11 protein-coding genes are annotated in these 18,696 nt (G+C 47.9%); 2 read left to right on the forward strand and 9 right to left on the reverse strand.

Going from position 1 to position 18,696, the window contains the following annotated elements:
* Window positions 1-71 precede the first annotated feature (71 nt).
* From FHW36_RS27810 to FHW36_RS27820, 3 genes are all read right to left on the reverse strand, one after another.
* Window positions 72-1,439 carry a TlpA family protein disulfide reductase gene (locus FHW36_RS27810; RefSeq protein WP_186452639.1) on the reverse strand — a complete coding sequence of 456 codons (1,368 nt, stop codon included), beginning with the start codon at window positions 1,437-1,439 and terminating at the stop codon, window positions 72-74.
* A gap of 197 nt (window positions 1,440-1,636) precedes the next feature.
* Window positions 1,637-3,820, reverse strand: a complete 2,184-nt coding sequence (locus FHW36_RS27815; protein ID WP_145674229.1) for a carbohydrate binding family 9 domain-containing protein — start codon at window positions 3,818-3,820, stop codon at window positions 1,637-1,639.
* Between the two features lie 161 nt (window positions 3,821-3,981).
* Entirely contained in the window at window positions 3,982-6,597 is a 2,616-nt protein-coding gene (locus FHW36_RS27820; protein WP_246121243.1) for a family 20 glycosylhydrolase, read from the reverse strand.
* Window positions 6,598-6,836: 239 nt separating this feature from the next.
* Between FHW36_RS27820 and FHW36_RS27825 the strand changes: the two genes are divergently transcribed.
* A complete protein-coding gene (locus FHW36_RS27825; protein WP_145674231.1) occupies window positions 6,837-8,420 on the forward strand; it encodes an FMN-binding glutamate synthase family protein in 1,584 nt (527 codons plus the stop codon).
* A 76-nt stretch (window positions 8,421-8,496) separates the two neighbouring features.
* On the opposite strand, the gene FHW36_RS27830 is transcribed toward FHW36_RS27825, so the two are convergent.
* The 6 genes from FHW36_RS27830 to FHW36_RS27855 form a co-directional block, all read right to left on the reverse strand.
* Window positions 8,497-9,261 (reverse strand): amidohydrolase family protein, encoded by a 765-nt coding sequence (locus FHW36_RS27830; RefSeq protein WP_145674233.1) that lies wholly within the window; start codon window positions 9,259-9,261, stop codon window positions 8,497-8,499.
* Window positions 9,262-9,323: 62 nt separating this feature from the next.
* The gene (gene pgl / locus FHW36_RS27835; protein WP_145674236.1) at window positions 9,324-10,049 is read right to left on the reverse strand and encodes a 6-phosphogluconolactonase; all 726 of its coding nucleotides are present in this window, start codon (window positions 10,047-10,049) and stop codon (window positions 9,324-9,326) included.
* A gap of 43 nt (window positions 10,050-10,092) precedes the next feature.
* Window positions 10,093-11,598 (reverse strand): glucose-6-phosphate dehydrogenase, encoded by a 1,506-nt coding sequence (gene zwf / locus FHW36_RS27840; RefSeq protein WP_145674238.1) that lies wholly within the window; start codon window positions 11,596-11,598, stop codon window positions 10,093-10,095.
* Window positions 11,599-11,622: 24 nt separating this feature from the next.
* A complete protein-coding gene (gene gndA, locus FHW36_RS27845; RefSeq protein WP_145674240.1) occupies window positions 11,623-13,041 on the reverse strand; it encodes an NADP-dependent phosphogluconate dehydrogenase in 1,419 nt (472 codons plus the stop codon).
* A gap of 154 nt (window positions 13,042-13,195) precedes the next feature.
* On the reverse strand, window positions 13,196-15,775 hold the full coding sequence (locus FHW36_RS27850) for a phosphoenolpyruvate carboxylase (protein WP_145674241.1): 2,580 nt from the start codon (window positions 15,773-15,775) through the stop codon (window positions 13,196-13,198).
* 269 nt (window positions 15,776-16,044) lie between these two features.
* Entirely contained in the window at window positions 16,045-16,887 is an 843-nt protein-coding gene (locus tag FHW36_RS27855) for an energy transducer TonB (RefSeq protein ID WP_186452640.1), read from the reverse strand.
* 953 nt (window positions 16,888-17,840) lie between these two features.
* On the opposite strand from FHW36_RS27855, the gene FHW36_RS27860 reads away from it, so the two are divergent.
* Window positions 17,841-18,671 (forward strand): YitT family protein, encoded by an 831-nt coding sequence (locus tag FHW36_RS27860; RefSeq protein WP_145674243.1) that lies wholly within the window; start codon window positions 17,841-17,843, stop codon window positions 18,669-18,671.
* Window positions 18,672-18,696 lie beyond the last annotated feature (25 nt).

Here is an 18,696-nt window from a genome sequence, read left to right on the forward strand (position 1 = left end):
ATGCGGTTTAGCTGCGTACTTTTACTAAACGTTTTACTCATCGTTTTATTGGATATTCCGCACAAAAATACTCACTGCGACAATGCTTCATAGATAATGTTTGCCAGCGCTGTACCGTGATCCACTGCGGGATCTGGCGGTCTGGTAGCAAATATTTTCCCATTCTTTCCTACCACAATTAAGGTAGGATATCTACTGATATTGTATTGCGAAAGTACGTCGCGATGCTGTTCATCCATATGCAGCAACCAACCTGGCAAATCCTTTACAGTATTGCCATTGCAGCAGATATTCACAAACGTTACCGTGGCTTCATCAAAGCAGTTTTTTATTTCTGTAAGGGCATGCAACAGCGGATCGGCACCACTGTAGAAATGTAACAGCACTACCTTTCCGCTGAATTGCTGCAGGCTTACCTGCCTGCCTTGCTGATCGGCGAAACTGAAGGGTGGTGCTACGCTTCCTCTGCTGATACCTTTACGTGACCGTCCGTAAAGCTTTGCCACCACCTGTTTGCAGGCATCGTCCTGCACTATTTGCAGGTAGTCGCGCACACAGCCCTCCTGCTCTTCCTGCTGGTTGCCTGCCGCAAATCCCAGCATCAGCTCGTGCGCCAACAGTTTATCACGTAACCGGCCACTGTAATGGGTTTTAAGCCATTCATAAATGGCCCGGTTACTGCACTCATACCGGTGTTGTACAAAATAATCGACTTCTGCTTTTTGCAACAGGTACCCCAGATAGCGTATAGACGTAGCTGTTATATCTGATGGAACAATATCGGGCCATGCCGGCGCCAGGGCTGTTTTATAAAACAACAGCTGCCGGTCTTCCAGGGTACTGTCGGGGTCCGGTGATAACTTCCAGAACGTGCCCGCCAGTTTGGCCGCTGTTTCGCCGTATATATGCGCACGGATCATTTGCCAGGTTTTCATATCCATACTATCGCGGTAACGATTCAGCACCAGTCCGGCCACCTCCAGTTGCTGCCGGTAAGCCGCCGCCAGTTTGCCGGCATTGGATACCACGGGCATGGATATCCGCTCCTGCTCCCGCTTTGCGTTATAAACTGCCCTGCATACCGCTGCGCCGACGCCATTGAAGGCCAGGCTATCGACACGCATTTTCATACATATACTGTCGCCACTGCGGATCAACCCATAAAAACTATAGCCCGTTCCGGCATCTGCATAAAAAAACACGGCCGCACCCACCGGCAGCGGTATCCGGAAATAAAAGGAATCAGGAACCAGTAAGGTATCCTGCGTAATGGCAGGAGAAATACCGGGGTCTGTCCAGTAAGTAAGAGATACCCGTGGAACATGGCGGTCGGCTACCTTGCCGGTAATAACTGCTGTGGTTTGTGCCGCAGCGCCACTTATCAGTACCAATAACAGGCAGCATAGCCCCAGCAGCTGCTTAAAGGGATGAGGGTTCATAAAAAATAATTTAAATGGTAAAATCCCCATGGTAAACACCACAGGGAGATAAAATTCACAACGATAGTAAATGAAAACTTCCTAATATTTAATAACAGTTATAACTGCCCTTTTTCACGCACATTTAATGCAATGATACCGGGAATAAATATTGGAAGTGTTAATGCATTCTTAACAGTTAATACAAAATCGGATAATCAGATATTAAACCAGTATACCAACTTGAGCACCAGCGCCCTGTTTTTCACATAAAATGGCTCAGGAAGGTAGTTATCCGTATATACGATAAAAAGGTCGGAAGCGGGTTTATAACGCCATTGAAAACGGGTATTGAGGTTCATGTTCTTCTGCTGACCATTGTACTGCATAAAACCGGTAAAAAACAGGGTATTGGTCATGGTAACATCCAGCCGGGGACCTACCAGCCAAAACGAGGTATTCCCCCACGGTTTGGGCAAATCAATCTGGTTGTAATTAGCGCTGAGTGCAACACTCACGTGGGGCTGGAAGCGGTAGCCCAACTCTGTATTGGTCATCAACCGGGTTCCATCTGCATAGTAGCCTCCATAGCGGGCCGACAGCGCATACGTAAATAAGCTCTGGGGCTTGGATACATAATCCACCCCCACCGTATTCCAGTTGTGGCGGGAGCCATTGGCCAAACTATCTTTATGTGAATTGGTAGGATCAAAGGGTTGCAACAGCTGGATATAGGTATTGGAGACCCATATGTTCAGGGTGTTGCGCTTACGGAATACGATGCCATAGTTTAGCATGGTTTCATTATCGGTACGGTGCAGGTCTTTTTCATCGAAGAACCAGGTGCTGGTTACCTGCGGTCCATGGCTCAACACCTGGCCCGACAAGGGGAAAAACAGGCGGGTTACCTGTGGTATGATCTTCACATAACCCTGGCGGGGCACATATCCCACTTCCGCATTATAGTTACGGCCTACATATTCATGTTGCCAGCTTACATTCCATACCTTGCTGGTGTACTGCAGGTTGGCGGCATGGGCAACGTCGTGACCGGATTTACCGGGAGTATATGATTTCAGGAACATGGCTTTACCTGTCCAGAAATTGTTAGACGAGGCCAGATTGTACTCCAGCCCTATATTCCGGTTATATTTATTATACGCCGGCATATCCGTTATTTTGCCGGGATCGTAGTTAATGGATTCCTTATTGATAAAAATGAAGCCTACATTAGACCGGGAAAATACCCTGCGCTGTAATGCCGCTACGGTGAAGTTCTGCGCCGGCAAGCCGGTTTCTTCCTGCTTACCGGTTTGCATGTTCATGATGCCTAAACGCCAGTCCTTATTCAGCTTTCCGCTCAACCTGGCTCCGAAGCGGATAGGTACCCCACCCAGGCCTATACGGCGGGAGAAAAAGGGTCGGATCGTAGCATACCCGAAATTGGACATCTGGTCCCCGTTTTCCAGGAAAAACTGCCGTTTCTCCGGGTAAAATAATTCAAACCTATCCAGGTTGGTGACCTGCTTGTCCACATCCACCTGCGAGAAATCGGGATTTACAGTAAGGTCCAGGTTCAGGGAGGAGGTTACCGCTATTTTAGCATCCAGCCCGGCATCCCGGCGGTATTTTTCGCTGTTTCCCTTTTCATAATCTTTGGCGATACCGCCCAGCAGGTAAGGTATCAGGGATACATTGGCCCCTGCTTCCGGGGGCGCAGCATCCCATACCAGGTTGCCTGTATACGCCAGGGAAGCGGTAGGAAATTGCCGGGGAACCGGCGCCCAGGCCGATTTTTCGGTTGTTTTCAGGTCATTACGGCTGAAATTAATGCCCCATTTGGTAATTCCTTTTTTATAGCGAATGGTTTTAAAGGGAATGGCTGCTTCAAATATCCATTTATCGGGATAATTTTTGACAACGGATACCCATTTGTTATCCCAGCTCAGATCTACTTTTCCACCATCATACATCAGCCCGTCCCATTGAGCACCGGCGGCATTGGCGCCGAAAGAAAAGCCATTGGTCTGATCATCGAAAGGATCCATGAATAAGAGGAAATTATCATTTTTCAGAAATGCAAAGTCTCTCCTCAGCGATTCCACCATATACGGGCCTTTCCCGGTAGTATAATTTTCCACTACCAGGTACAGGTTTTTATCATCGTAAGTCATGCGAACATCTGTACGCAGCCTGGCCATGCTGGTATCCATGGGTAATACCATATAAAAACTGTTCGCTACATCGGCCTGTATCCAGGCAGCTTCATCGATCACTCCGTCTATCTTCACCGGGGAAACAGCCTTTCGTATTTGCAGCTGATACGATTCGTTTTTCTTTTGTGCCAGTACAGTTACAGTGATGAGCAGCCCGCACAGCAATAGTGGAATTTTGCGAAACATCGGGTCCTTATGGATTTAACGAACAAAATACAAAAATCAAAAAAGCAGGGGGTAAAAAATGGATGAAGGGTAAATACGCGTGATACACCATCTCTATAAAATAAAAATGACCAGATACAGGTATTCACTGCATCCGGTCATTTTTATTTTATAGAGATGTTTTACAATTTATTATTCTTCAGCTGCGTGTCTGCTACCGGTACTTTCACGGTAGTTGTTCTGCTGCTGCGGCCGCGCGGGCTGAATACTTTCAGCTTCACTATCTTACCGCCTGCCTGCACGGGGCCATTGTATGCCGGGCTTTTCAACGTAGGCTCTTCACCGTTAGTCGTATACCGGATAATCAAACCGGGCATTTGCACGTTGGCGGTCAGCACACCGTTGTCAACAGAAGCGCCGGCTGTAGGGATGCGCCAGTTAAATCCTCCTTCATAATAATCCAGGCGGGGCATTTCGCGTTTACCCATTACATTGCTGAAAACGCTCCAGGCCTGTGCGTACATAGCATCCGCCTTAGCGGCGTCTTTTTCGGTAGCCCATGCCGGATCCTGCGCCCAGGCGCGTTCTGCCAGGCCCAATAACTTAGGCAGTATCATATATTCCAAACGATCGGAGCTGGTCACCGTTTCGCTCCATAACAGGCCCTGTATACCCGGAATATTGGAAGCGCCAAAACCGGTTAAACGATCCTTGCCTACAAATAGTTCCGGCGTTACAGGATTACCTCTGCCATCTACTTTTTGATTTTTGTAATAGTCGAAAGGAATGAAGTAAAATGGTTTATCCACATCTACGAAACCGCCCCAGTAGAAGCCTGGTTCATCGAACGATTTCATATAGGCCATGTCAAAATAAAAGTTGCTCACGCCTGATAATACCACTTTGTAGCCGGCGTTGGCCAGGCGATAGGATAAATCTTCCTGTCCTCCGCCAATCACGTTATTCCATACATTGAGCTGGAAATTGTCGTTCACGAAGTCGGGATTCGGAATGCTTTGTGCTTCACCATTGACGGATGTTTTACGCATACCTGCTTCTTCCCAACCCGCTACCGATAAGCCACGGGCCTTGAGCAGGTCGTTTACCTTACGGTAATAATAATACCATAGATCATTCACGCCGGTAAGCGATTTATCCTGCTGCATGAGTGCCAGGCAGGCAGGCGATTTTTCAAACACGCCGCCGGGCACTTCATCCCCACCCATATGTACGGCTGCCAAAGGCGCACCGGCCTCTTTGTACATGGACTGCAGCTCTTCCACTACTTTATCGAGGAAACGATAAGTAGAAGGCAGCGCTACGTTCATCACATTATCACTCCAGTTTTGTACAGAACTATAGGTTGATTTATCATCGAGATCGGTGAGTAAGTATTCTTTGGCTTCCTGCTCTTTACCTGCTGCTTTCAGCCGGTAGTAGCGCGATTCCATCGACTTCACCGCAGCGCGGGCGTGGCCTGGAGATTCAATTTCCGGTAAAACACGTATATGCCTGGCCGTTGCATAGCGTAATATTTCGATGAAGTCGTTGCGGGAAAAATAGCCGGTACCGGCGGTATTGGTGGTATCGGGGCCGGAGCCATAGGAAGGCGGCAGCATATTTTTCCAATCGGTGCTGTGTCCACGTTTTCCACCGACGCTGGTGAGTTCGGGCAGGGAAGGTATTTCCAGGCGCCATCCCTCGTCATCGCTGAAATGGAAATGCAATACGTTTAACTTATAGAGGGCCATGAGGTCCAGTATGCGCAACATATCGCGCTTGTTGTGGAAGTTGCGGGACACATCAATCATGAAGGCGCGGTAACCGAAGCGGGGAGCATCGGTTACGTCTACGCCTGGAATGGTAATGGATTTCTGTGCACTGGCCCAGGCGGTGGGCGGGATCAGCGTTTTCAATGACTGGATACCATAAAAGGCGCCAGCTTCCGTTCCTGCGGTAATTACCACGCCTGCGGGATTTACCTTCAAAGCATATCCTTCCGGCTTATCCTGCGCCATGGCTGCATCAAACACAAATTTTACGGTAGTTTTACCTGCTGTTTTTTTGCTGAGAAGTTTCTGCAAATCAGCCTTGAGCATATCGGCGCTGGCCGCCAGTTGCGGGTCGGCGCTGATCACCGGTAAATCGGTCCATACCAGGTTGCTGCCGGTAGCGGCATAAGATATTGGTGTAGGGAATACCAGCGGCAGCTGGGATACGGGAATGTCCTTCACCACGGCATTCTGTTTAAATATATCCGTTGGCGTTATAACGGCTGTTTTATCGCCCGGGTAACGCATCAGCTGTTTGGCCGTGGTAGACGGGCGGATACTATAATCCTTGATTGAAAAACCTTTTTCCGGCATTTGTTCCCATACCAGGTACAGGCCGGCCGGGGCATCGGTAAAGTTTACCGCCCAGGCATCGCCGGTAATGGCCAGCTTGAGCGAATCACCCGGCGCGATGCCGGCAAAACCTTCCGCGGGAGTAAAGCGGTACAGGTCACCATTGATATGATCCACTTTCACATGACCGGGTAACTCGCCCGGCGTTACCATCCGTATAAAGTTGAAATACAGCTGCCATCCTTTAGCCGGGAAGGGCTTATTGGAGGTATTCACAAATGTGAAGGCAGACAGAAAGTTGTCTTTTCCCTGGTAGTGGTTTTCTACCACTTCCCAGCTGGTTTTAAGGCGGGATGCATCGTAGGGGGTTTGTTGTGCCAGGGCCCCTGCTACCGTACCAAACAGGAACATGCCCGTTGCAATCATCTTACCAAGATAGTTGTATCTTTTCATGTGGTGGATTAATTAGAAAATTGGCGATTTTGAAAGATAATAAAATAATTTAAAAACTGATCGGAGAAAGGGATGATTAATTTTTTTTGGGGGATGAACGGAAGCGGGAAAAATTTCACCGGGTGAAAACTACCACGGGGTGAAAGATATTTAACAAATTTATCTGGCAGACGTTAAGTAGATTTATACACTAATGGATAAGGAAGCTATAGCATCAAAAAAACTCAAATCTCACAGCCATGGTTAAAGCATTTATCGGATTTTCATGTATTAGTTTAGGCATTGTCATCGTATTAGGTTTATTTTTCCCCTGGGTTTTCTGGTTATTAATCCTCGTAGTACCCATTGTCATCATGGGCGTGTTGGACATGCTGCAAACCAGGCACGCCATTATCCGCAACTACCCGATTGTAGGGCGTATGCGCTATTGGATGGAAGCGTTGCGGCCTAAGATTTACCAATATTTTGTAGAAAGTGATATCGACGGCAGCCCTATTAACCGGGTAGACCGCTCCACCATTTACCAGCGCGCAAAACGTGAATTGAACTCCCAGCCTTTTGGTACGCAGTTCAACGTATATGCGGAAGGGTATGAATGGATGGCACACTCTATCCAGCCCCAGGATTTCGGTAACCTGGATAAAGATCCCAGGGTCACTTTCGGGGGGCGCGACTGCCAGCAACCTTATTCCGCCAGTATCCTCAACGTGAGCGCCATGAGTTATGGCTCCCTGAGCAACAACGCCGTGCAGGCGTTAAATGGCGGCGCTAAAATCGGAGGGTTTGCACACAATACCGGGGAAGGCGGCATCAGCGACGCACATCTGGCCCAAGGCGGCGATATTATCTGGCAAATTGGTACCGGCTATTTCGGATGCCGCGATGAAGCCGGTAATTTTTCTGACAGCCTGTTTGCCGAGAAAAGCGCCCTGCCTGCCGTTAAAATGATAGAGCTAAAAATATCGCAAGGGGCCAAACCCGGCCATGGTGGTATTTTACCAGCCGCTAAAAATACCCCGGAAATTGCGGCGATCCGCCATGTAAAACCACATACCACGGTATTTTCACCACCCTACCATAAAGCCTTTGGCACACCGCGGGAAATGATGCTATTCATTCAGCGGCTGCGCCACCTGAGCAAGGGTAAGCCGGTTGGTTTCAAACTATGTATAGGACAGCCCAGAGAATTTTATGCGCTATGTAAAGCCATGATAGAAACAGATATCTACCCTGACTTCATCACTATAGATGGCGGAGAAGGCGGTACCGGTGCAGCGCCACCGGAATTCTCCAATTCTGTAGGCATGCCATTGATGGATGGACTTTCTTTTGCGCATGATACCCTTACCGGCTTTAATATCCGGCATCATATGAAGTTGATCGCTTCCGGGAAAATCCTGACCGGATTTCATATTTTACGGGCCATGGCTTTGGGGGCAGATACCTGCAACAGTGCCCGTGCTATGATGATGGCCCTGGGTTGCATACAAGCATTGGTATGCAACACCAATAAATGCCCAACAGGTGTGGCTACGCAGGACAAATGGCTGGCCGCCGGCCTGGTCATCGATGATAAAAAACAACGGGTAGCCAACTACCACCGCGATACCATTGAAAGCGCCATAGAGCTGGCCGGGGCTGCGGGGCTAAGAGATCCACACGAGGTAACCAGGCGGCATATTTTCCGCCGGGTATTTATGAATATGGTAAAAACCTTTGAAGACATCTACCCTAGCGCAGCGTCTGGCGTATTGTTGAATGGTCATATGCCCGAGCACCTGAAGAAAGAAATGGAAACCGTGGCGATTGATAGCTGGAATTAAATTTAAAGTATAGTTTATAAAAGCAAAATCCCCTTCGCTGTGAGCGGAGGGGATTTTGCTTTTATAAGTTTTTTGCTTACGCCTGCTGCCTTGGCTGGTATAATGCCAGGGCATTCTCCCTGCATATTTTAGCAGCTATATCTTCCGGAAAATTTTCAAGGATCAGCTGCAGATCTTTTATATCAAAGGGCCTGGGCGCACGGGTAGAGGGCAGATCGGTACCAAATAACAGAGCGCCTGGATTAACGGCAGTAATCTGTCGCATGGCGGTGAGCACATCAAAATCACAGCGGCTAAACCCGGTAGCTTTTACGCGGGCGCCTTTCTCCACCAACTGCAATAAATGTTTAAATCCTGATTTGGACAGCCCCAGGTGATCGATCACCACCGCCGGCAATTTGCGTAGCGTGGTTGATAATCCTGGTAACTGACGGGAATCTACATATAATTCTACGTGCCACTTTACCAGGTCATATACACGAAGTCCCAGTTGCTCCAGGTATTTTACACTTTCAGAACCACCGCGTTGTACATTAAATCTAACGGCGCGAACGCCAGCTTCATGCAGGGCTATAATCTCTTCGTCGGTTGTACTGGCGGGGATCTGTGTAACACCAACATAAGCCGGACCTAATTGTTTCAGTGCCTCCAGTAAATATTGCTGGTCAAATCCCTGGAATGATCCTGACACCACTGCGCCACCACTTACATGGAGGGGGGCTACCTGCTGCTGATAGTCTGCTACCGAAAATTCGGAAGGCAGAAATCCCTGGTTAGGTTGCAGTGGAAACCGGTGATCAATAATATGTAGGTGTGCGTCAAATATGGGCTTATCAAACATAATCTCATCGTTGTTGTTACTACCACAAGCTACTGAAAATAGGTGAGAAAAAGCCCTCTTTTTTACACTTCCATCGCCCCAGCAGCCGCTTCATCTACAAACCAATGCAATTCACCTTCTTCCGGGCGAATAAGTTGGGATGGGAACTTTTCTGCATCGAAAGTACCCTCTATTACGTTTTTAAGTGTAATGGCTTTATTGGCGCCGGTAGTCAGGAACAGTACGCAGGCTGCCCTGTTAACCACAGGGGCTGTTAAGGTGATGCGGTACATGTTCTGTGCTTCCAGGAAGAAAGAAGTGACCCACGCTTTCTTTTCATGCACTACAGGTGTACCAGGAAACAGCGACAGGGTATGTCCATCATCTCCCATCCCTAATAGTACCAGGTCGAACGTGATATCTTCTTTTCCGAAATAGGATTTCAGCGTTTGCTCATAAGCTGTTGCTGATGCTTCCGGACTGATGTCGGTACGCATTATGTGAATATTGTCCGGGTTTACGGCCACTTTATCCAGCAGTTCTTCAAACGCCATACGGGCATTATTCCGGTCATCTTCAAAGGGTACATCTCTTTCATCTCCCCAGAAAAAATGAATTTTCTCCCAGGGAATCATCATGTTATAAGGCGCTTTGGCCAGCAGGCTATAGAGCTGTTTCGGCGTATTACCTCCCGACAACACGAAAGTGAAACGTTCCTGTGTTTGTAATACTTCCAGTATGTAGTTACTGATCCATGCAGCTACGTTTTCACTGAGCTGGGCAGGATCTTTGGCGATATGTAGTTCCATAAGATAAAAGAATTACGGACCATTTTGCAATGGTCCGTAACTATTATTTAGTAGGTAAATTAATCCAGGTATGACCATCGCGGGCCACGAGAGCATCTGCATCGTCAGGGCCCCATGAATCCGGTGCATAGTTCGGGAAGTCTTGCGGTGTGCGGTTTTCCCATGTTTCCAGGATAGGCATAATCACTTTCCATGCAGCATCTACCTGGTCGCCACGCATAAACAGGGTAGCATCGCCCTCCATCACGTCCAGCAGTAATGTTTCATATGCTTCCGGTGCATGCTCCCCGCTGGCGGCATCGTAGTTGAAGGTCATATCTACCGGGTCCAGCGTCATGGTTTGTCCGGGACGTTTTGCCTGGAAACGGATACGGATATCCATTTCCGGCTGTATGCTGATGGTGAGCCTGTTAGGGCGCCATGTTTGTGCCGCCTCTATCGGGAAGGAATAAGGAGGTGCTTCTTTGAATGTAATAATAATATTGGTCGCCTTCTGGTGCATGTATTTACCGGTACGTACATATATCGGAACACCCTGCCAGCGCCAGTTATCGATGAAGAATTTCACCGCGGCGTAAGTTTCAACATTCGATTTGGGATCTACTCCCTTTTCTTCGCGGTAACCTACTACCTTATCACCTTTCATCCAGCCAGATGAATACTGACCACGTACCGCGTATTCATGCACTTTTTCGGGCGTAATACGGCGGATGGCGTTAAGTACATCTACCTTTTTATTACGTACCTCATTGGCATCAAACGACACAGGAGCTTCCATGGCCAGGATACACATAATCTGCAGGATATGGTTCTGCACCATATCACGTAGTGCGCCGGCTCTTTCATAGTAACCACCACGACCTTCCAGTCCCACGCTTTCAGCGGCGGTAATCTGGATATTATCGATGTAGTTGCGGTTCCATACCGGCTCAAACAATGCGTTGGCAAAACGGAAAGCCAGGATATTCTGTATCGTTTCTTTACCGAGGTAGTGATCGATACGGTAAATCTGTTCTTCTGTGAATTTCTTTGCCAGCAGTTCATTCAGTTCATGGGCGCTTTGCAGGTCATGACCAAATGGTTTTTCTACCACAATGCGGGTGCAATGTTTATCACTGCATAGGTTCAGTTCTCCCAGGCGGGTGGCAATATTAGGCACCAGCTGTGGCGCTACTGCCAGGTAAAAGATAACGGTAGGATGTACGCCCCATTCCTCTTCTTTTCCTGTCACAAAATCAGTGATTTTGCTATAGGCAGCCGGATCTTCTGCATCCATTTGCAGGTAGGAAACGTGGCTACTGAAATCTTTCCAGTGACCATTTTGTTCACCTTTACGGCGGGAAAATTTACTGATCCCTTCCAACAGGTGTTTATGATAATCATCGTCGGTATAAGGACTACGTCCTAAACCCGCAATGGCAAATTGTTCCGGCATCCACTCATCCAGGAAAAGGTTGTATAACGCAGGCGTTAGTTTCCGGTAGTTTAAATCGCCGCTGCCTCCGAAAATGAAGAGTATAGAAGCAGGAGGGCGCTTATGGATCTGCATATATTTAATTGAAGATGAATATTTTTAGTGCTGTTGCCATTCCGTATGGAAGGTACCCGGCATATCAATACGCTGATAGGTATGTGCGCCGAAATAATCGCGTTGTGCCTGGATCAGGTTAGTAGGCATACGGCCGGTACGGAAAGCATCGAAATAAGACAGTGCCGACATGAAGCCTGCCACCGGTACGCCGGCAGCTGCTGCTTGCGCTACTACGCTGCGGGTGTTGGCAATGACAGATTCTACGAGGTAAGCAATATTTTCATCGAGCAGGATATTGCCCAGGTCTGCATTCTTCTGGTAAGCCTGTGTAAATACCTCCAGGAGGGTAGAGCGGATAATACAGCCGCCTCTCCATACTTTCACCACTTCTGGTAATGGAATTTCCATTTTCAGGTCGTTGGAAGCTTCACGGAGCATGGCCAGTCCCTGTGCATAGCTCAGGATGGTCGCGAAATACAGCGCATCATGTACCTGTTTGATCCACATATCTGCAGGAACGTGCAGGGCATTTTCCGGCGCTTTATACAGCGTTTCTGCCTGTAAGCGTTGTTCTTTATAACCGGAGAGGGTGCGCATGGCTACCGCGGTATCAATTACGGGTACTGCTACCGGCAATTCCATGGCGTCCTGGGAAGTCCATTTACCAGTGCCTTTGGAACCGGCTTTATCAGAGATCACATCTACCAGGCGTTTGTTTGTTTTATCATCGTTCTGGAGGAAAATATCTGCTGTAATTTCTACGAGGAAAGACTGTAAAGCGCCCTGGTTCCAGTTTTTAAACACTTCGTGCAACTGGTCGTTGTTCAGGCCAGCCCCTTTTTGCAACAGGGAATAGCTTTCACTGATTAACTGCATAATGGCATATTCGATACCGTTGTGCACCATTTTCACGTAGTGGCCGGCGCCTTCTTTACCGAGGTAAGCTACGCAAGGTACTTCCTTTACTTTGGCGGCAATAGCCTCCAGCATAGGTTTCACCTTGGCATATGCATCCAGGTCGCCTCCGGGCATAATGCTGGGGCCAGTACGGGCACCCTGCTCGCCACCGGAAACACCCATACCCATAAAATGGATACCTTTCGGACGGAGTTCCTGTACGCGGCGTAAAGTATCGGTGTAGTGGGAATTACCACCATCTATCACCACATCGCCCTGCTCCAGCAGCGGCAACAGGGATGCTATCACGTCATCTACCGGCTGACCGGCAGGTACCAGCATCATCAATTTGCGTGGACGTTCGAGCAACTGAACCATAGTGGCCAGCTCTGCTACGCCTTTAACAGTAGTACCGGGGGTAGCGGCTGCTTCCAGTGCGCTGTTCTTGGCAGCGTCTTTGTCAAAGCCGATAACGGAAAAGCCATGATCTGCCATGTTGAGTAACAGGTTTCTGCCCATTACGCCGAGGCCGATCATTCCAAAGTCATATAAGCTGTTTGCCATATATAGAGAAGTTACTTAAGGAGGTGTAAAAGTAGGGAAGAATTAGGAAAAAGATTGTCTGAAGTATGTTTTTTGTCGGGAAACGGCGTTTATCCATTCCCCAATAAAAAGAGGCTATATCAGTTGTTGATATAGCCTCCAGCTATTTTTGACCCTACGCAGAATTCCTGCCAGCGTTGATAATTCCGAAAGAACAACGCATGATGAGCTTTTCATAAGTCTCGCGCTCTTTGCCATTGTCGGGGTGTGAATCAAGTTCGCGGATACGGGTCAGTGCATACTGTTGTGTCGTGAGCAATGGCAGTATCATACGTTCTCTCATCTGTATCGACAGCTGGTCGATCGGGCTGCCTGCCATCAGCTCTGATTCGTTGGTGAGGCGGAGCAGGTATTTCTTAGTCAGTTCAAATTCATCATAGATCATCTGCCATACTTCTCCATACTGTGGATGTTTGGCCAGGTAAGCAGTGAGTGGGAAATAGCTTTTTTTCATCGCCATTTCGCAGTTGTCGAGCAGGGTTCTGAAAAACAGAGAATGCTGGTACAATGCGGCTACGGCCTCCCATTTGTCTTGTTTGTCCAGTGCCTGTAATGCGCTACCCACGCCATAATACCCGGGAACATTTTGTTTCAGCTGGCTCCAGGCACCCACATAAGGCACCGCTCTCAGATCGTTCAGGTTCAGCTTGGCCGAGGAATTGCGCTTGCTGGGACGGCTGCCGATATTGGCTTCTGCATAGTAGCGCAGCGGGCTGGCATGATCCAGGTAGGCCAGGAAGTGCGGATGTGTTTTCAGTTTATTATAGGCGGTATATCCTTCGTCCGACAAAGATTGCAACAGACCTTCCTCCGCTTTGCTGAGGGTTACCTCCCGGGAAGAAAACAGTTCGTTGCTGATACCTGCATGAATCAGTTGTTCCATATTGAACTGCGCTGCATCCACCGTTCCAAAGTTGGAGCTGATGGTTTGTCCCTGGATGGTTTGCTGGATTTCCTGGTTAGCAATATTCTTTCCCATGGAAGCATAGAACTGATGCGTTTTTCCACCGCCGCGGGCTGGGGGACCTCCCCTCCCGTCAAAAAACACCACGCTGATACCATATTGTTCAGAGATGGTAGTCAGCTCTTCTTTGGCTTTATAGATGCTCCAGTTGGCCATCAGGTAGCCGCCATCTTTGGTGCCGTCGGAGAAACCGAGCATGATGGTTTGTTTGCACTGGCGGCGTTGCAGGTGCTGGCGGTAATCTGCATTTTCATATAACAGTTTCATTACCTGCCCTGCGTGACGAAGATCGTCGATGGTTTCGAACAACGGCACAATGTCTACCGTCATTTCTTCTTTTTTCCAGCCACTTAGCAGGAACATGCCGTATACTTCAATTACGCTGAGTACGCTGGTACTGTGACTGATAATATAGCGGTGGCAGCCTTCTTCCCCGTTGGCCGCCTGTATTTGTTTAATTGCCGCGATGGTTTGCAGGGCATCCTGGTGCAGGGAACTTTCCAGTAGCTGTGGATCTATGGCTTGTTGAATGTTCAACAGCGCCTGGATCTTGTCCGCATCGGCAAGCGAGGCGTAGTTGTCCGGAAGGGCAGTTGTTTTAGCTGCCACGGCTTCGAGTAAGGCTTCGTGCACAGAGCTGTCCTGGCGGATATCCAGTGATGCGAAGAAGAGGCCGAATATTTCTACTTTACTGATCAGGTTTTCTACCAGGTGCACAAATAGCCCATTGTGTTCTTCGAGGATTGTTTTTCGTATGCCCGCCAACGTATCCAGGATTTCCTGTCGGCTGATATCGGCTTTATGGCCAGGAACAAAGAGATTGCGGGATAATTTGGCTTCCAGTGCGGCCACCACATTTTCCACCCCTTTAAAGGTGAGGCGGCGGCGCAGGTTGCGGACTTCGCGGAAATAGCATTTCATCACGGAAGAACGCAGGGCGGCGGCCACTTCAATGGTGGTAGGCGCTTTCACAAAAGGATTGCCGTCCCGGTCGCCACCTGGCCAGAAGCCCATGCGGATCAGTGAATTATCGCTGCTGATGGCCCCCGGAAACTGTGCCCGTATAAAGGACAGGATACGGCCGGCGGACTGATAAAATATATTTTCGAGGAACCACACCAGGCTGATGGCTTCATCATATGGGGTGGGTTTTTCTTTTTTGAAGAAAGGTGTTTTTCCCAGCTGTTGCAGGTACATGTTTACCTGGCTGGTGTTTTCATCGATGAGTGCTTTAGACAAATCATTGATGATACCTAACACCTCGCCGGGATAAAACTGCGTAGGATGCGCGGTGAGCACCAGTCGTACAGAAAAGTCTTTCAGCTTTTCTTTCAGCGCATCCTGGGCCTGCTCCTGGATAACTTCCGACTGGAGGTGGCGCAGGGTACCGCTTCCCTGCAGGTCGCGGATATTCCGGAAGGCGGCGTCTTCAAGTGCATCAAACAATACCACCTGTCTTTCTGCATACTGCACAAACCGGAACAGCAAATCCATTCGCTGTTTATCTTCTGTATAGGTAGTATACTGTTTAAAGAAGGAGTCCATGATTTCCTGGGGGCTGTTGCCTTTGGCATATCCTTCTTCGCAATGAAGCAGGAACAGTGACAGGAACACCCCTGTCTTTTCCACCCGGTGGAAAGGCAATGAAGTGAAGAGGCTGTTGTATAGCTGAAACTTTGTACCAACGAGGTTCTTGAACTGTTGCAGCGAGTTATTTACCGGCGCTTCCATACTAATTATCCGTTTATAGTGCTAAAGAAGAAGACTAAGCGGCCGTTAAATTAATAATTATTATATTAATTTCTTAGTTTTTTGATTTTTGTTTTATATAAATAGATAAAATTTAAATATTATCTAACAAATAGCTATAAAAAAGGCAATCCCGGCCACTTTTGGTGAACCGGGACTGGTATTCAGGATTAGAATGCGCGGTTAAATGGATGCAGGCCGGGGATAAACAGGCATTGACAAATTTTAACGGGGTATGATATAATGATGGATTATTGCTGTCCCAGCACAAACCGGATGGGCAGATTAAAGAGTACGGGAACATTTTGACCATTTTGCCGGCCAGGTTTCCATTTAGGCATGGCATTCACCACCCGCTTTGCTTCTTCTTCCAGGCCGGCGCCTTTGGTAGCGCCTACTGTTTTCACATCTGTGATGCTGCCATCGCGGTTTACCACAAACTGAACGAACACCGTGCCTTGTACATCATTGTCCTGGGCCTGCGACGGGTATTTCATGTGGTTTTTGAGATATTTGGCTAATGCCACGTCTCCTCCGGGAAACTCGGGCATAATTTCCACGAAGATCCGGGGACCTTTATCCTCTTCTGCGGGCGCTTCCACTTTTACCACGCCGGAGCCGCCAATACCGCTGGCGCCCAGGTCTACCTGCGCTCCATCTTCCACGCCATCAGCTGTTTTAAAACCGATCACTTTATTTTCCATGTCGGTTTGTTTTGGAGGCATTTCATCCGGTGGCACATCTTTATCAACAATCACCAGTGTGGTGTTTCTGATAGCGTTGGCCATAGGCGGCGGCGCAGAGGTTACCGGCGGAGGTGGCGGCGTAAACTTTTTTTCTTCGGGGATGTCGATGGGTTTCAACACGGCCGGATCTTTGGTGATCACAAGTGGACGTGTGTTATCAGCGGCTTTCAGGGTGTTGTCCAGTACGTAACCACCTATTACGACCAATATAACAGAGGCGGTGCCGATGATTGAATTACGAACGCGCCTGTCGTAACGGTTGCGCAATTCATAGGCGCCATAATCTTTATTCCTTCCGGAGAAGAGAATGTCAAGGAACGGTGTTCCCTGGATTTTAGTTGAGTCCATGGCAATTTGTTTTATAATTAGATGTAGCAGTAAAATATTTTCCATACGCTTCCGGAAAATATTTTTTTGGAGAGAGGGAGGTATATAAAATAGAAGTCCCGACGTTCAGTCGGGACTTGCTGGCACTGGGGACCTTACCTGGAAACAAGTGGTTCCTTTTTTCAATCAGGCTTTCCGAAAATAGTATATACGTGTACGTTAGTATACCCCGATTCCGGATCAATGTTTTTATTGTAACAGCTATATCAGCCGGTATTTATTTTATGTTACTTCAGTCGCTGGGGCCACCGACCAACAAAACCCACCAGAATTTTTTGAGGCAGCGCCCCTTTGAACTGAAGTTGATTTTACATTTTCATTGGATAGTAATACGTTTATTCGTTTACGTTATATTTTTAAGAACTGTTATCAACAGTTGCCTGGTATTCTTTTATACGATTAAAAAGGAGAAGGTATCTGATACAGATGTTGGTTGAAATGCCAGGAGGATGCGGGTAGATATGTTACGGATAAATTTACCACCAATAAATTTTGGCAACACACCTATCCCGCAGGCCCAACCAGGCATTCTATTTACAGCTTACAGAACGCAAGATCTTTTCAACAACAGCCCGGGGCTGTTTTATAATAACGGGAACAGGTGGTATATATCCTTGACAGTTGCGTTTGGGAACGCTCTCCACTTAATAGCGTGTGCCTTTTCATAGTGTATGTTTATTTACACGTTTTCAAAAATGATGGCAGCAACACCTTGCTGGTGGATCAAAGGATGCCGGAAGCGTTTGCCTGATGCTTCCCTGACGGCGGTAGATTTTATTAGTCTACTGAATTGGTAGACAAATATACATCCAGTTTTATTATTTCCAAATAATCGGCCTGTTTTTTTTCTGTTTTTATATAGCCAGCAGGGTTAGGGAGTGATGGGAAGCAGGACAAAAGCTTATTTTTGCGGCATGAAAGAGCATGTAAAAAACATTTTACTCCTCATGGCAGGTGCGCTGATTTTTGCAGCGGGTATTAACTACCTGGCCATTCCCAACAAATTATCGGAAGGTGGCGTGATTGGTATTACCATTGTAACCTATTATTATTTTGGATGGTCGCCGGGCATCACCAATCTGATTATCAATGCAGTGCTGATTGTAACGGGGTATAAGCTGCTGGACAAACGAGGCATGCTTTATACGTTACTGGGCATATTTTTTTGCTCCCTGTTCCTGTATCTCACGGAAAACAAACTGACCCCGGTAACAACCAATCCCCTGCTGGCAGCCATCTTTGCCGGATTACTAGTGGGTATCGGTATTGGCCTGGTATTCCTTTCCGGGGGCACCACAGGCGGCTCGGCTATTGTAGCCCGCATGGCCAACAAATACCTGGGCTGGACCCTGGGTAATGCCATGCTTATTTTCGATATCGTTGTCATCCTCGCCTCTTCCTTCATTATCGGCATTGAAAAAACCATGTATACATTTATCGCAGTATACATCGGCGCGAGGGCTGTAGACTATATTGTAGACGGCCTCAATACTAAACGGGCTATCACCATCATTTCCAATCATACCAACGCCATTGCTGATAAAATTACCGGGGAAATGAAACGGGGAGCTACGGTATTACATGGCCATGGCGCCTATACGAGGGCCACCAAGGAGGTATTGTATGTAGTGATTGGTAAGCAGGAACTGATGCGGCTTAAATCGCTGGTACAGGAAACAGATCCTGAAGCCTTTGTTGTCATCCATGAAGTACATGAAGTACTGGGACGAGGGTTTTCTATGTAATAGTTCCAAAGGTGGGTCAGTGATG

Source organism: Chitinophaga polysaccharea (assembly GCF_007829335.1).
Lineage (GTDB): Bacteria > Bacteroidota > Bacteroidia > Chitinophagales > Chitinophagaceae > Chitinophaga > Chitinophaga polysaccharea_B.

What these genes read in the sequence shown, in the direction of transcription:
- FHW36_RS27825 (WP_145674231.1), top strand. Translation starts at nt 6,837, where the DNA reads ATGGTTAAAGCATTTATCGGATTTTCATGTATTAGTTTAGGCATTGTC.
- FHW36_RS27815 (WP_145674229.1), bottom strand. Translation starts at nt 3,820, where the DNA reads ATGTTTCGCAAAATTCCACTATTGCTGTGCGGGCTGCTCATCACTGTA.
- FHW36_RS27810 (WP_186452639.1), bottom strand. Translation starts at nt 1,439, where the DNA reads ATGAACCCTCATCCCTTTAAGCAGCTGCTGGGGCTATGCTGCCTGTTA.
- FHW36_RS27830 (WP_145674233.1), bottom strand. Translation starts at nt 9,261, where the DNA reads ATGTTTGATAAGCCCATATTTGACGCACACCTACATATTATTGATCAC.
- pgl (WP_145674236.1), bottom strand. Translation starts at nt 10,049, where the DNA reads ATGGAACTACATATCGCCAAAGATCCTGCCCAGCTCAGTGAAAACGTA.
- zwf (WP_145674238.1), bottom strand. Translation starts at nt 11,598, where the DNA reads ATGCAGATCCATAAGCGCCCTCCTGCTTCTATACTCTTCATTTTCGGA.
- FHW36_RS27850 (WP_145674241.1), bottom strand. Translation starts at nt 15,775, where the DNA reads ATGGAAGCGCCGGTAAATAACTCGCTGCAACAGTTCAAGAACCTCGTT.
- gndA (WP_145674240.1), bottom strand. Translation starts at nt 13,041, where the DNA reads ATGGCAAACAGCTTATATGACTTTGGAATGATCGGCCTCGGCGTAATG.
- FHW36_RS27820 (WP_246121243.1), bottom strand. Translation starts at nt 6,597, where the DNA reads ATGAAAAGATACAACTATCTTGGTAAGATGATTGCAACGGGCATGTTC.
- FHW36_RS27860 (WP_145674243.1), top strand. Translation starts at nt 17,841, where the DNA reads ATGAAAGAGCATGTAAAAAACATTTTACTCCTCATGGCAGGTGCGCTG.
- FHW36_RS27855 (WP_186452640.1), bottom strand. Translation starts at nt 16,887, where the DNA reads ATGGACTCAACTAAAATCCAGGGAACACCGTTCCTTGACATTCTCTTC.